The organism is Microbulbifer maximicatervae (SeqCode), from assembly GCF_052467695.1.
Genome location: NZ_CP174320.1, coordinates 1273706 through 1286586, shown reverse-complemented (window position 1 = coordinate 1286586; position 12881 = coordinate 1273706). Strand labels below are relative to the sequence as shown.

The window sequence follows — 12881 nt, the reverse complement described above, 5'->3', positions numbered from 1 at the left end:
GCGCCTTTATTTTTTACCTTGAAAAATCAACAGCAAAAATATTCGATTAAAGGCGCCGGCGTCCCATCGCCTTTACAGAGATGAATTCAGTTTTTTAGACCAGCTGGTTTTTATGGGCTGTGTGCAAAAGTGCGATCATTCGATCCTCGGAACTAAAGCGGGTTTCCAGTGCTTCCCCCAGCTGTGACAAATCTGGGTTCAGGCTGGATAGATCGTCGGTTTCCTGGTACTTATCATTGAAATCGACAGCGACATCAGTGGTCACATCAATATCCCGATAGAGTTCCCGCGCTTGTTGCAGCCCCTGTTTATCATCAAAAGCCTGGCCTTCCAGTATGAGCTGTTCGTATACCTCAAAGTGTCCCGCAGAGACGTAGTCCACCAGCAACTGGCAAAGATGACGAACACCGTTCTCGGTCTCCGAATCCCCATCGTTAAACTCTTTCTTCTCAGACAGATGGTAGTAACTTACCAGCAGGATTTGTCGGGACTGTAGCCAGCGGTCAATGATTTCACTGACACCACCCCAGCGCTCGCGCGCAGATTTACAATTTTCCAGCATCTCCAAGAATCCTTTGGTTACTGTTGCCGTGATAGCCAGCTTTATTGCTGATCCCGAAGGCCCTAAGAAGATAGGAGATTCCCCCGCCGACGGCAAGGTGCAGAGTGTGATCTACGCCAGAATACAACGATGCCTGCGGCGATCTTCGGTGGAGCAAATCTAGGGTGTTTTATCCACTGATAATGAGCGGCAAAATCAGCGCTGTGAGCGCACCGCAGGTACCCATCGCCAACGCTGCACAGGCGCCGCACAGGGCGCTGATTTCTAATGCTCGTGCGGTCCCCACCGCGTGGGCATTGATGCCGAGTACGATACCGACAATGCGCTCATCGTGAATATTGAGCCTACTCATTAGAGCTGGGCCAGCGATAGCACCGACCACCCCGGTCAAGACCACAATAGCTGCAGTGAGGCTGAGAGAAGCGTGGATTGTTTCCGCCAGGGCCAATGCGATGGGTGTGGTAATAGATTTGCCGCTCAACGCCAGTAGTACTGACTTGCCCGCGCCAAATACCAAGGCGATTAATACCGCTATAACTGGGGCCAAAATCGCACCCACAAAAATAGTGACAAGTAGCGGCCAGCCGGCTTTGCGGATAATCACTAGATTTTGTTTGAGAGGGACAGCCAGGGCAACAACTGCTGGCCCTAGCAAGCTGTACAGTAATGCACTGGAGCCCTGGTAACTCTCATAGGGGATATGGAGAACACTCAATGTTATTGCGGTCAAAATGCTAGCGCTGATGATAGGGTGCAGCAGAACAGTCTTGTAGCGCCGGTAAAGGGTAACGCCGACAAGAAAAGCGATGACATTCAAGGGCAATACAAAGATTGGGCTCGCCAGAAATTCATTCACTCCCGATTACCCCCAGAGCGAATCAGCAATTTCTTTAGTAGCTGTGCGCAAATAGCGATACTGACCAGTGTGCCAATCACAATAGCGGCGATTAAGGCTAGCCAGTCGGATAGAGTCAGGCCCTGGAAAAAAAATACCCCGACAGCCGCCGGTAGCAATAACAGCGGCAGTAGATAAAGCAGTTGTGAGCTGACTTTGGCAAGGCCTGTGGGAGCACCACCATTGAACACGAGAATCACCAGTAGCATCAGCATCCCTATGACAGATCCCGGAATGGGTAGTGACAGGCTTGAGCTGGTGAAATTGCCCAGCCAGGTACAGGCAACCAGAATGGCAGCTCCACCCAGCCAGTGGAGTATGTTGTGCAGCGTGGATTTTGACATGTAGGAGATGGCGGCCGTTAAAGCCGCCGGAGATTGTTAAGCTCTGCGGAATGCTTGCCAGCCACCGAACAGGATCAGACCGGCAAAACCGATAGCGGCCCAACCGGGGATACTCAGGCCCATCATGGTCCACTGTACTTCAGCACAATTGCCATCGCCGCTCAGCAGCGCCTTGAGCACATCGGCCATCGGGAAAACTTCAATCATATAGCTGACGCTTGGACCACAGGCCGGCACTTGGTCTTCCGGCAGGCTTTGCAGCCAAAGCTGGCGACCGGCAAAGTAGAGACCACCCATTGCCCATAGGGATACCAGCAGGCCGTAGACACGACGGCCAATGGTGGCAGGGTTGTGCAGGAATGCGATCAACGAAACTACGCCAACACCCAATAGCATTACCCGCTGGGTAATACACAATTTGCAAGGCTCCAGCCCCTGCACGTACTCGAGATAAAAGGCGGAGCCGAGTAAAAAGGCCACCATTAGGAAGACCAGAAGAAAAGTGATACGCGGGTTGGGTAAGGTCATGGTAATTCGGGTCCTGAATAGTGCTGTCGAAAGCGGTTCGCTTCGAGATTCAAGTCGGTTAATAGTTTATTGAAATTGCTTTCCAGTTTGTTCCGCCCGGCGATAAGTTCAGGCAGTAGCTCCTGCAGTGCTACCGGGCGGCGCAACCGCTGTCCAACCCGCTCCAGGGTCAGCTCGATTACCCGCTCCTCGCGGTAACTTTGCAGCAGTTTAATTTGCTCGGCGCGCTCAATAAATGCCATTGCGCGTGGCGGAATATACCGGCTGTCGAAATGAAAGTCTCTCCAACAGCGCCGGCAAAACTCATCCAGCGCCTCAGAGTGCCACTGCTGCCAGTTTTCTGCCAACAGGTGATCAAACCATATATCCAGTGCGATACCGGCATAGCGACGCCAGCGCGGGTCCAGTTGTGACAGGGCATCTCGGTAGGCCGGGTGAGCATCGGTGATGGCATCGATGCGACGGTGCAGGCGAATACCATGCTCAATATCCGTTGGCCAACTGTCATCCAGGGGACCTTTAACAAAGTCCCCCAGGAGCCCGCCCAGTCGCCAGCGCGGATTGGGCCCGGACAGTAACAGGTGTGCCAGATAGTTCATAAGCCTCGCTCAGGCTGCGGCACTGTATCAGCCGCTAGTCCTGGCAGCAGTTGTATTGGGCATAGTAACGGCTCAGGAATGTTTCAAAAGTACCGCTATCCTGCGCTTCAATTTCTTTTTGCTTGAGCAGTGAGGTTTCTGCCTGTTGTAAGAAGTCTTGCAGATAGTCGCTGTCCAGAGGGCGCTCCAGGAAGTAGAGGCGGTGCTGTTCGGCTTTATCCATAGCCCACTGGGAAAAGGTAATGTTTTGTTCGCGCATCTCTGCCAGTATCTGCTGTGCCGGTGTGAGGATATCCCCTTTCACCTTGGCCTTCTGCACGCCCACTGAGCCGCGGTATTGCGAGCCGCCCCAGGCGTTATCCAGCAGTTCTGCCACTGAGTCGACCTCTTCCAATAATTGGGTGGCCCAGTCGCTCAGTTTACGCTCGCCACCGTTATCCAGCAGTGTTAGTTCCGGTTCGTGACCCCGGTAGACGATACGTTGTTGGTTCTCCTGGGTACTGCGGTAATCGGCATCACTGGTTTTGGGGCTGTCAGTGAGCAGGCAGTGCAGCAGGAAGCTATCGAGGAAACGCATCTGCTGGGCGTCAATTCCCAAGGGGGCGAAGGGGTTCAGGTCGAGACAGCGCACCTCAACATATTCAACACCGCGATTATCCAGGGCAGACAGCGCTGTTTCGCCGCGTTTGGCGGGGTTTTTGGGACGGATCGGTGAGTAAAACTCATTCTCGATTTGCAGTATGCCTGTGGACAATTGCTGGTAGTCGCCGCCTTCATTTTTAACCCCCATTTCCTGGTAGGGGCCGTAGGAACTGCTGATCGCTGAACAGAGCGTCGATAAATAGCTGCGCAGGTCATTGTAGCAAACCACCAGTGACTGCTGCACGTTGCTGTTGTAGCCCAGGTCGCCCATACGCAGGGACGTAGCGTGGGGCACGTGCAGAGTGTGGTCATCCCCATTGAAGGGCTCAAGACTGTGCTCGCGGCCATCGACAAAAGAAGCGCATACCGCAGGTGCGGCGCCAAACAGGTAAATCAGCAACCAGTAATTGCGGCGGAAATTACGAATTAGATCGAAGTAGCGACGGGTTTTAAAACTTTTTAAATCCTCACTGCTGCCTTCGATTTCATGCAGCCACAGCCAGAACTCTTCAGGAAGCGAAAAGTTGTAGTGGATACCGGCGATAGTCTGCATGGCGCGGCCGTAGCGCAACCCCAGGCCCAGCCGGTAAATAGTTTTCATTGTGCCGCTGTGAGAGCTGCCGTAGCGGGCAACGGGAATATCTTTATCTTCGCCAATCGCACAGGGCATGCTGTTAACCCACAGGCGCTCGTCACCGATCTGGTTGTAGGTGTAGCGGTGGATACGGTCCAAGACCTGTAACGCTTCCTCTGGGGTCGCTACTGGCGGCGTAATAAATTCCAGTAGGGCCTCAGAGAAGTCGGTAGTAATACTCTCATGGGTAAGTGCGGAGCCCAGTGCTGTGGTATGCGGCGTTTGCGCAAGGGCGCCATCGGGAGCGACACGCAGGCTCTCTTTCTCGACACCGCGGAGGATGCCTTTGAGCAGTTGGGCTGGTTTGGCTTGCGATAGCGCGGCCAGGTGGGAAATGGGCACTCGAATCTCCTTGGTACTACCGGAACGCTTCTTTATCGCTGCCATCTCGGGCGACTCTCTGTGCCGGTGCTGAATGTTCTGGCGCTCAGGCGGCGGATTCAGATTTGTTTTCGTCAGGCTGTGCGGGCGTTTCAGCGGGCGCTGGTTCCGGGGCAACCTCAGGCGCTTCTTCCGGTGCGACTTCAGGCGCAGGCTGGGGTTCTATCTCCGGGTTGGCCTGCTCTGGCAGTTCCTCAGGTATTGAGGGGGTGATTTCAGGGTCACCCTGACTCTCATCACTGGATACCGGTGCCAGAGCTTCCTCGGGGATCTGGGGGTGCCCCTTAATGCTGAGTTCGCACAGCAGCAATTCAATGCGTAGGCTCACATTGCGAGTATTGGCCTCGAACATCTGGTTGATAGCGACGTCTTTATGCTCGCTGCGAAACAGTTTGTTCGGCTCGCGGCCATCGGTCCATTCGCCGCTTTTACTCAGGAACTGCTGGTGCTGATTGGTCAGCACGTACACATGACTCATTATGTTGGGCAACTTTGATGCTGTGACAGAAAGGCAGTTTAGCGACGGGGGCTTTATGGCTCAAGAACTCCGTTAGAGCGAAAGCGGTAAATGCCTGCTCTAACGGGTTAAGTGAGGAAATCTGTGATCTTTACAGGGTTTCCAGGGGATAGTTGTCCGGGTAGGGCAGGCGCGCACAGCCACTGTCTACGGCGGCTCGAGCTACAGCCGAAGCCACCTCAGGCAGTAAACGTGGGTCGGTTGGCTTGGGCAGGATATAGTTGGGTCCGAAGCTGAGTTCGATACCGCCATAACCTTCGCGCACTGAATCTGGCACCGGCAGGTGGGCAATTTTGCGGATCGCCTCGATCGCTGCCAGTTTCATCTCTTCATTGATTCGCGCAGCGCGGACATCCAGGGCACCCCGGAAAATAAACGGGAAGCAGAGGACGTTGTTAACCTGGTTCGGGTAGTCGGAGCGGCCTGTGGCCATAATCAGGTCGTCGCGCACACTGTGAGCCAGCTCGGGTTTAATCTCCGGGTTGGGGTTAGAGCAGGCGAAGACCACCGGTTTTGGGGCCATGCGCTGTAGCTGCTCGGCGGAGAGCAGGTCCGGGCCGGATACCCCGAGGAATACATCCGCACCGGCGATGGCATCGTCGAGGGTGCGCATATCGGTATCCCGCGCCCACTCACCCTTATAGGCGTTGATATCCGTTCGACCTGAGTGGATAACCCCACGGCTGTCGAGCATGGTGATCTGCTCTTTGCGCGCTCCGGCAGCCAGCAGCAGTTTGCAGCAGGCGGTCGCAGCGGCACCTGCGCCCAGGCAGACCATATGCACTTCACTGATTTTCTTACCCTGAATCTCCAGAGCATTGAGCATACCGGCAACGGTCACAATGGCGGTGCCGTGCTGATCGTCGTGAAAAACCGGTACCGGGCAGCGTTCGATCAGGGTCTCTTCAATATGGAAGCATTCGGGCGCCTTAATATCTTCGAGGTTGATACCGCCGAAGGTGTTGGCGATCGAGGCCACGGTCTGAATAAATTGTTCCGGGCTGCTGGCATCAACTTCGATATCTACTGAGTTGATATCGGCAAAGCGTTTAAACAGCAGAGACTTGCCTTCCATCACGGGTTTTGAGGCCAGCGGGCCCAGATTGCCGAGACCGAGAATGGCACTGCCATTGGAAATGACTGCTACCAGATTACCTTTGCCGGTGTATCGATAGGCTGCTTCTGGGTCCTTGGCGATTTCTCGCACCGGTTCGGCGACGCCGGGACTGTAAGCCAGGGACAGGTCTTCCTGGGTTTCGGCAGGGGTCGTCAGTTCTACTGAAAGTTTGCCGGGACTGGGGAGCGCGTGGTAATCGAGCGCTGCCTGGCGCAATGAATCCGTCATTTGGGGGCTTTTCTCTCGAATACTGTGGGCAACACTTAAGTGTTATCCCGGTTACTGCGGGGGCCAGAGAATAACCGAGGGAAGCTTGGCGCTACAAGCGTGAAAATCTGCAATATGTGGTACGGACTTCTATTTTTATCGTGCCTATCGACAATTTTCGGGATAAATAGCCGCAATATTTTGATTTATAAGGATAAAATGGTCGCCAATAGCGGTAAGGTTAAGCGATTCAAGTCGATTTTGATTTTGTACACAGACGCTTACGGCTGCTGGATATGATGGGGAATGAATAGATACAAAAAAGGCACCATCGCAGTGCGAGGTGCCTTTTTGGAATGGATCCTGCCGCAAGTGGCGAGTCCATTCGAGCGAAGAGCCCGGATTATTTGCCGATACGGCTGCCGAAACGCTTCTTGAAACGGTCAACACGACCACCAGTGGTAGCCTGCTTCTGCTTGCCAGTGTAGAAAGGGTGGCACTGGGAGCAAACGTCGATTTGCAGGTCTTTGCCCAGAGTGGAGCGGGTTTTTACAACATTGCCGCAGGAACAGGTAGCGGAGATGTCGGTGTAGTTAGGATGGATATCTGCTTTCATGATTGCCTCTTTTCGAAACCGCCACTCGATCTTTTGCCGAGCACGGCATCGTCATTGGTGCAGGAACCAGTATGGTTCCAGGCTGTTTAAAAAGTCGGCGCATACTATCAGATTAATGTCGCGGTTCAAGCACAATTGGGTGGCGAAATAACTAAGGATGGCCACTTGTTAGCATTGCACAATAGCTTTGATAACAATTGACCTCACTAATTCCTCTGTGACGCCTAAGTCGCCAATTCGGCATTACGGAGTTATTCAGAGGCTCCTTAACAGTCATTATCCCCGACGAAGCCCTGCAACTTGCTACATCTGCTATTACACTAGCGCCTTTTGTTTGAGTGAGTGGGGGCCAGGTGCAGGAGTCAGTCCAACAAAGAGTCATTTTAAGGCTGGCAGTGCCCGTGCCCCTGAGGCGCTTGTTTGACTATTTGCCGCCAGAGGGACTGTCGCCGGAGTCACTGCGGCCCGGCCAGCGCCTCTGGGTGCCCTTTGCCGGGCGCAAGTTAGTGGCAGTACTGTTGGATATAGTGCAGGAGTCGCCGCACAGCAGTTTGAAGCCAGCGCTGGAACTGGTGGATTCGGAGGTTTTGTTTGGCGATGGCAGCCGCAAGCTGCTGGCCTGGATTGCCGACTATTACCAGGCGCCCCTCGGCGAGGTCTACGCCGCAGCGTTGCCTGTGGCGCTGCGCAAAGGTAAGCCGGCAGATCACTGGGCGGAGCAGTGGCTCCAGCTCACTACCGAGGGAAAGGGCTTGCCGGAAACTGCGCTGGCGCGCGCCCCCAAGCAGCAGGCTCTGTTCCAGTTGCTGTTGAGTGATGGCAAGCAGAGCCGAACCCACCTTAAGACCCTCGGCCACAATACCCCGGTGATCCGCGCCCTGCAGGATCGCGGCCTGGTGGAGTGGATCCCAGGCCCTACCGTACCAGCGCCGCTACCCGCAGCAGAGAGTACACCGGCTCCGGAGCTGAACAGCGAACAGCAACAGGTGCTCGACAGTATCGATTGCAGCGGCTTCTCTGCCTCACTACTGGAGGGCACCACCGGCAGCGGCAAGACCGAAGTTTATCTGCGCCTGATGCAGCGGGTCCTGGATAGTGGCCGCCAGGCATTGTTACTGGTGCCGGAGATTGGGCTTACGCCGCAAACGCTGAGGCGTATTGCCGCACGATTTCCCAAGCACAGTATCGCAGCGCTGCACTCTGGCTTGGCCGACGGCGAGCGCGCTCAATCCTGGTTGGCGGCCGCAGGTGGGCAGGCAGATATTGTGATCGGCACCCGTTCAGCCATTATGACTCCCCTGCCCAGGCTCGGCGTTGTGATTGTCGATGAAGAGCACGATGCCTCTTTTAAACAGCAGGACGGTGTGCGCTATTCGGCCCGGGACTTGGCCGTGGTTTTGGGCCGCAATAATAATGTGCCGGTGGTTTTGGGTTCGGCCACGCCCTCTCTGGAAACCTTGCACAACGCTCTGAATGGGCGCTATCAACACCTGCGTATGCGCTATCGCGCCGGTGATGCCAAGCCACCGCAAATTCACGTAGTGCCGACACTGCGAGAGCCTCTGGAAGAGGGATTTTCTCCCCAGGTGCTGCGCCATATCGGTGATACCCTCGAGCGAGGTGAGCAGGCTCTGGTGTTTATCAACCGGCGCGGCTTTGCCCCCGCATTGACTTGTGATGATTGCGGCTGGCTGGCGGATTGCCCACACTGCTCGAGCAAGCTGACTATGCACCGGCGGCAACGCCAGTTGCGCTGCCATCACTGCGATTACCGCCGCCCGCTGGTTGATAGCTGTCCACAATGTCACAGCCGTTCGATCTCGGCCCTGGGTGCCGGCACGGAACGCAGCGAGGAACTGTTGGCCCGTCGCTTTGCCGACTACCCGGTGATACGTGTGGACCGGGATACCACGGCGAGCAAGCAGGCGCTGGATAAATTATTAGCACCGGCGCGAGAGGGGGAGCCCTGCCTGTTGTTAGGAACCCAAATGCTGGCCAAGGGGCACCATTTGCCCAAGGTCACTTTGGTGGTGATTCAGGATGCCGATGGCGGCTTGTTCAGTGCAGATTTCCGCGCGCCAGAGCGTACCGGCCAGTTATTGGAACAGGTGGCGGGCCGTGCGGGGCGCGGCAGTCTCAGTGGGCGGGTATTGGTTCAGAGCCGCTTTCCCGAGCACCCGCTTTTACAATTGCTGCTGGAAAAAGGCTATGGCGCTTTTGCGCGCCAGTTGCTGAGGGATCGCTCGGTTGCACAGTTGCCCCCCGCGAGTGCTATGGCGCTGGTGAGAGCGGAGTGTGAAGAGCCCGGTTGGGCCGAAGAGTTTCTACAAAATGCGCGACTCTTTATGCAGTCCCTGGCACCCCCATCGCCACAGATCCAATATCTGGGGCCGGTGCCGGCACTACTGGAACGCAAATCCGGGCGCTTCCGATTTTATATTCAGGTCACCGCACAAAACCGAGCCCACCTACAGCCGTTGCTGGCGCGAGTGTGTGCCTGGGCGGAGGGCAATAAAAATCGCCGCCTGCGCTGGGCCGTGGATATGGATGCGCAGGAATTATCGTGAATATGCGCTGGGTTACGCGCCTGGCACTAAATTGGCGGTACAATTCACAAACCGCTAAAACCTTGCAGGGAAGAAATTTTCGATGAGCCGTCGCACCAGTAATCGCCGCAGTAAAAAAGCCGCAGGCAAACCCGCATGGGTTTGGTTTGTCCTGGGGAATTTTGTCGGTGGCTTTGCGGTGGCCGTACTGTTTCTTCAGGGCATGGACAAGGACAGCCGGGGAATAAGCAGCATTAAGCCAAAGGCGGTGCAGCAGCGAGAGGAAACATCGCCTCAACCGCGTTTTGATTTTTATACAAAATTAAAAGAAAACGAAGTCACGGTACCCCCGCCCAAAGTGGCACAACCGGCGCGCCGCAGTGACTCCACCAACAGTTCCCAGAACAGTAGCTCATCGGAACCCGATCGCAGCACCCCAGCACAGGTATATATCCTGCAGGCGGCATCGTTTCGCGATGCCTCTGAAGCGGAGCGCTTGCGCGTTGAGCTGACCCTGGCCAACCTGGATGTCAAAGTGGAATCGGCCACCGATAGCCGGGGTACCTGGCACCGGGTATTGGTGGGCCCTTACAGCAACCGCTCCCGGATGGCCAAAGCGCGCCAAACATTGGCTGAGCATCGCCTGATGCCGCTGGTGCTAAAACGCCCGGCGACCCAGTGACCATCAATTCCGTTTATTAAGGTGTGTTGCCCCACTCAGTAATTGTGACCTCTCTTATTGAAATCGGCGCGTACCGTCCTCACTTACCTAGTCTGAAGACAATTCCCCGGCGCGGGCACTTCGATGCCCGCTGCCAGAGTACACGCGCAATCCGAGAGGTCTCCATTGGAACAGTATCGCGGAACTACTATTTTATCCTGTCGCCGCAACGGCAAAGTTGTGATTGGCGGCGACGGCCAGGTGTCCATGGGCAACACCGTTATGAAAGGCAATGCGCGCAAGGTGCGTCGCCTGTACAAAGATAAGGTTATTGCCGGTTTTGCCGGTGGTACTGCAGACGCTTTCACCCTGTTCGAACGTTTTGAAGCCAAGCTTGAGGCCCACGGTGGCCAACTGACCCGCGCCGCTGTGGAGTTGGCCAAAGATTGGCGTACCGACCGCGCCCTGCGCCGCTTGGAGGCCCTGCTGGCGGTTGCCGATTCCACTGCCAGTTTGATTGTGACCGGTAATGGCGACGTGATTCAGCCGGAAGACGACCTGATTGCTATCGGTTCCGGTGGCCCCTTCGCCCAGTCAGCGGCCCGCGCGCTGCTGGACAATACCGATATGGATGCCCGCTCTATTGTGGAGCAGGGACTGAAGATCGCCGGTGATATCTGTGTTTACACCAACCAGAACCACACCATCGAAGAACTGGCTTATTGATTACCGGGTACACCCTAGAGTGACCGGCTGGCGGGCTGTTTAGGCCCCCGCAAGAATTTTTGCAGGAATTTGTATGTCCCAGATGACACCCAGAGAAATTGTCCACGAACTCGACCGCCATATTGTCGGCCAGCAGGAGGCCAAGCGTGCGGTAGCCATTGCGCTGCGCAACCGCTGGCGCCGTATGCAGGTTAGTGAAGACTTGCGCGCCGAGATCACGCCGAAAAATATTTTGATGATCGGCCCTACCGGCGTGGGCAAGACGGAAATTGCCCGCCGCCTGGCTAAACTGGCGAACGCGCCCTTTATCAAGGTAGAGGCGACTAAATTTACCGAAGTGGGCTATGTCGGTCGGGATGTAGAGTCGATTGTCCGCGATCTTGTTGAGATGGCAGTGAAGCAGGAACGCGAGCAGGCCATGGCTGGTGTTGAGCAGCGCGCTATGGACGCCGCAGAAGAGCGCATCCTCGATGCCCTGCTGCCGCCGGCGCGCTCCACCGAGCCCACCGATAAGGATTCCAGCACTCGCCAGCTATTCCGCAAGAAGTTGCGCGAAGGTGATCTCGATGACAAAGAGGTTGAGGTGGATCTGGCCGCTGCGCCCATGGGCGTAGAAATTATGGCCCCTCCCGGTATGGAGGAGATGACCAACCAGCTCCAGGGCATGTTCTCCAATATGTCCCAGGGCAAGACTCGCAAGAGCAAGCTGCCGGTCAAGCAGGCCCTCAAGCAGCTCACCGACGAGGAAGCGGCCAAGCTGGTCAACGACGAAGATGTTAAGACCCGTGCGATCTGCGCTGCTGAGCAGAATGGCATCGTATTTATTGATGAAATCGATAAAGTCGCCAAGCGCCAGGAGAGCGGCGGTGCCGATGTTTCCCGCGAAGGGGTACAGCGCGACCTGCTGCCACTGATTGAAGGCAGCACGGTTAACACCAAGTACGGCATGATCAAAACCGATCACATCCTGTTTATTGCCTCCGGTGCCTTCCACCTGTCCAAGCCCTCGGACCTGATTCCCGAGTTGCAGGGTCGCCTGCCCATTCGTGTGGAATTGAATTCGCTGAGCTCCGCAGATTTCGAGCGTATCCTCACCGAGCCGTCCGCTTCCCTCACTGAGCAGCAAAAAGCATTGCTGGCCACTGAGGGGCTGGAACTGCAATTTAGTGAAGACGGTATTCGCCGCATCGCGGAAGTGGCTTTCGAGGTGAATGAGCGCACCGAGAATATCGGTGCACGCCGTCTGCACACGGTATTAGAGCGCTTGCTGGAGGAAATTTCCTTTGATGCGGGCGATGGCAATACTTCGCTGAACATTGATGCCGCCTATGTGGACAGCCATCTGGGCGAGCTGAGCCAGAACGAAGACCTGTCGCGTTTTATTTTGTAAACCAATGAAACCGCAAAAAATCCGATTAAATCGCGTAGAGAAAAGCCTGCACCTGGTATTTGGCGATGCTGAATTTACCTTGCCGGCAGAGTACCTGCGCGTCTACTCCCCCAGCGCTGAGGTGCGTGGCCACGGTGCCAGCGAGCCGGTGCTGGTCAGTGGCAAAATGCATGTGGGTATCGATACGGTGGAGGCGGCTGGCCGCTATGCGCTAAAAATCGATTTCGACGATGGCCACGACACCGGTATTTTTACCTGGGAGTATTTGCACGAACTAGCTGAAAACTATTCGTCTAACTGGGAGGCTTACCTTCAGCGCCTGCGCGATGCCGGCCAGGGCCGCGACCCGGATGAGAGTGTGGTGAAGTTTATCGGCTAGTGGCAAATTGATCGGTCATGACAGCCGCTCCCCAGGGGGCGGTTTCACCCTTTTCTCTTTTAATATCTCCCCACTCTTCTCAATAATTTATTACCGGAATAATTAATTTTTGGTTCGGCTGCGCCAAATATTGTCGC

At 55.6% G+C, this 12881-nt stretch carries 14 protein-coding genes; 5 read left to right on the top strand and 9 right to left on the bottom strand.

All coding sequences use genetic code 11. The features are described 5' to 3' along the window. Nucleotides 1-94: 94 nt before the first annotated feature. From rsd to rpmE, 9 genes are all read right to left on the bottom strand, one after another. On the bottom strand, nt 95-562 hold the full coding sequence (rsd, locus tag ACJJI8_RS05545) for a sigma D regulator (RefSeq protein WP_413663804.1): 468 nt from the start codon (nt 560-562) through the stop codon (nt 95-97). A 169-nt stretch (nt 563-731) separates the two neighbouring features. After that, nucleotides 732-1418 carry an LrgB family protein gene (locus ACJJI8_RS05540; protein WP_444934488.1) on the bottom strand — a complete coding sequence of 229 codons (687 nt, stop codon included), beginning with the start codon at nt 1416-1418 and terminating at the stop codon, nt 732-734. Continuing rightward, nucleotides 1415-1801 (bottom strand): CidA/LrgA family protein, encoded by a 387-nt coding sequence (locus ACJJI8_RS05535; RefSeq protein WP_444934487.1) that lies wholly within the window; start codon nt 1799-1801, stop codon nt 1415-1417. Before ACJJI8_RS05535 ends, ACJJI8_RS05540 begins: the two co-directional genes overlap by 4 nt. Nucleotides 1802-1837: 36 nt before the next feature. Then, entirely contained in the window at nt 1838-2329 is a 492-nt protein-coding gene (locus ACJJI8_RS05530; RefSeq protein ID WP_282930663.1) for a disulfide bond formation protein B, read from the bottom strand. Next, nucleotides 2326-2928: an acyl carrier protein phosphodiesterase gene (locus ACJJI8_RS05525; protein WP_413663801.1), complete on the bottom strand. Its 603-nt coding sequence runs from the start codon at nt 2926-2928 to the stop codon at nt 2326-2328. Before ACJJI8_RS05525 ends, ACJJI8_RS05530 begins: the two co-directional genes overlap by 4 nt. Before the next feature lie 34 nt (nt 2929-2962). Continuing rightward, on the bottom strand, nt 2963-4591 hold the full coding sequence (gene gshA / locus ACJJI8_RS05520) for a glutamate--cysteine ligase (RefSeq protein WP_444934486.1): 1629 nt from the start codon (nt 4589-4591) through the stop codon (nt 2963-2965). 40 nt (nt 4592-4631) lie between these two features. After that, the gene (locus ACJJI8_RS05515) at nt 4632-5063 is read right to left on the bottom strand and encodes a hypothetical protein (protein WP_444895679.1); all 432 of its coding nucleotides are present in this window, start codon (nt 5061-5063) and stop codon (nt 4632-4634) included. A 130-nt stretch (nt 5064-5193) separates the two neighbouring features. Beyond that, nucleotides 5194-6447 carry a malic enzyme-like NAD(P)-binding protein gene (locus ACJJI8_RS05510; RefSeq protein WP_108734997.1) on the bottom strand — a complete coding sequence of 418 codons (1254 nt, stop codon included), beginning with the start codon at nt 6445-6447 and terminating at the stop codon, nt 5194-5196. A gap of 382 nt (nt 6448-6829) precedes the next feature. Beyond that, nucleotides 6830-7042 carry a 50S ribosomal protein L31 gene (rpmE, locus tag ACJJI8_RS05505; RefSeq protein ID WP_108734996.1) on the bottom strand — a complete coding sequence of 71 codons (213 nt, stop codon included), beginning with the start codon at nt 7040-7042 and terminating at the stop codon, nt 6830-6832. A gap of 353 nt (nt 7043-7395) precedes the next feature. On the opposite strand from rpmE, the gene ACJJI8_RS05500 reads away from it, so the two are divergent. The 5 genes from ACJJI8_RS05500 to ACJJI8_RS05480 all read left to right on the top strand — a co-directional run bounded on the left by ACJJI8_RS05500 (nt 7396) and on the right by ACJJI8_RS05480 (nt 12744). After that, nucleotides 7396-9609: a primosomal protein N' gene (locus tag ACJJI8_RS05500; RefSeq protein WP_444934485.1), complete on the top strand. Its 2214-nt coding sequence runs from the start codon at nt 7396-7398 to the stop codon at nt 9607-9609. 82 nt (nt 9610-9691) lie between these two features. Then, nucleotides 9692-10270: an SPOR domain-containing protein gene (locus ACJJI8_RS05495; protein ID WP_413663797.1), complete on the top strand. Its 579-nt coding sequence runs from the start codon at nt 9692-9694 to the stop codon at nt 10268-10270. Nucleotides 10271-10435: 165 nt separating this feature from the next. Beyond that, entirely contained in the window at nt 10436-10975 is a 540-nt protein-coding gene (hslV, locus tag ACJJI8_RS05490) for an ATP-dependent protease subunit HslV (RefSeq protein ID WP_108734993.1), read from the top strand. 73 nt (nt 10976-11048) lie between these two features. Beyond that, entirely contained in the window at nt 11049-12365 is a 1317-nt protein-coding gene (hslU, locus tag ACJJI8_RS05485; protein ID WP_444934484.1) for an ATP-dependent protease ATPase subunit HslU, read from the top strand. Between the two features lie 4 nt (nt 12366-12369). Beyond that, a complete protein-coding gene (locus tag ACJJI8_RS05480; RefSeq protein WP_444934483.1) occupies nt 12370-12744 on the top strand; it encodes a gamma-butyrobetaine hydroxylase family protein in 375 nt (124 codons plus the stop codon). Nucleotides 12745-12881: the final 137 nt, after the last annotated feature.

Bases quoted from the DNA above. Each gene is read 5' to 3' on its own strand.
- rsd (WP_413663804.1), bottom strand. From the start codon at position 562: ATGCTGGAAAATTGTAAATCTGCGCGCGAGCGCTGGGGTGGTGTCAGT.
- ACJJI8_RS05535 (WP_444934487.1), bottom strand. From the start codon at position 1,801: ATGTCAAAATCCACGCTGCACAACATACTCCACTGGCTGGGTGGAGCT.
- ACJJI8_RS05530 (WP_282930663.1), bottom strand. From the start codon at position 2,329: ATGACCTTACCCAACCCGCGTATCACTTTTCTTCTGGTCTTCCTAATG.
- ACJJI8_RS05525 (WP_413663801.1), bottom strand. From the start codon at position 2,928: ATGAACTATCTGGCACACCTGTTACTGTCCGGGCCCAATCCGCGCTGG.
- gshA (WP_444934486.1), bottom strand. From the start codon at position 4,591: ATGGCAGCGATAAAGAAGCGTTCCGGTAGTACCAAGGAGATTCGAGTG.
- ACJJI8_RS05515 (WP_444895679.1), bottom strand. From the start codon at position 5,063: ATGAGTCATGTGTACGTGCTGACCAATCAGCACCAGCAGTTCCTGAGT.
- ACJJI8_RS05510 (WP_108734997.1), bottom strand. From the start codon at position 6,447: ATGACGGATTCATTGCGCCAGGCAGCGCTCGATTACCACGCGCTCCCC.
- rpmE (WP_108734996.1), bottom strand. From the start codon at position 7,042: ATGAAAGCAGATATCCATCCTAACTACACCGACATCTCCGCTACCTGT.
- ACJJI8_RS05495 (WP_413663797.1), top strand. From the start codon at position 9,692: ATGAGCCGTCGCACCAGTAATCGCCGCAGTAAAAAAGCCGCAGGCAAA.
- hslU (WP_444934484.1), top strand. From the start codon at position 11,049: ATGTCCCAGATGACACCCAGAGAAATTGTCCACGAACTCGACCGCCAT.
- ACJJI8_RS05480 (WP_444934483.1), top strand. From the start codon at position 12,370: ATGAAACCGCAAAAAATCCGATTAAATCGCGTAGAGAAAAGCCTGCAC.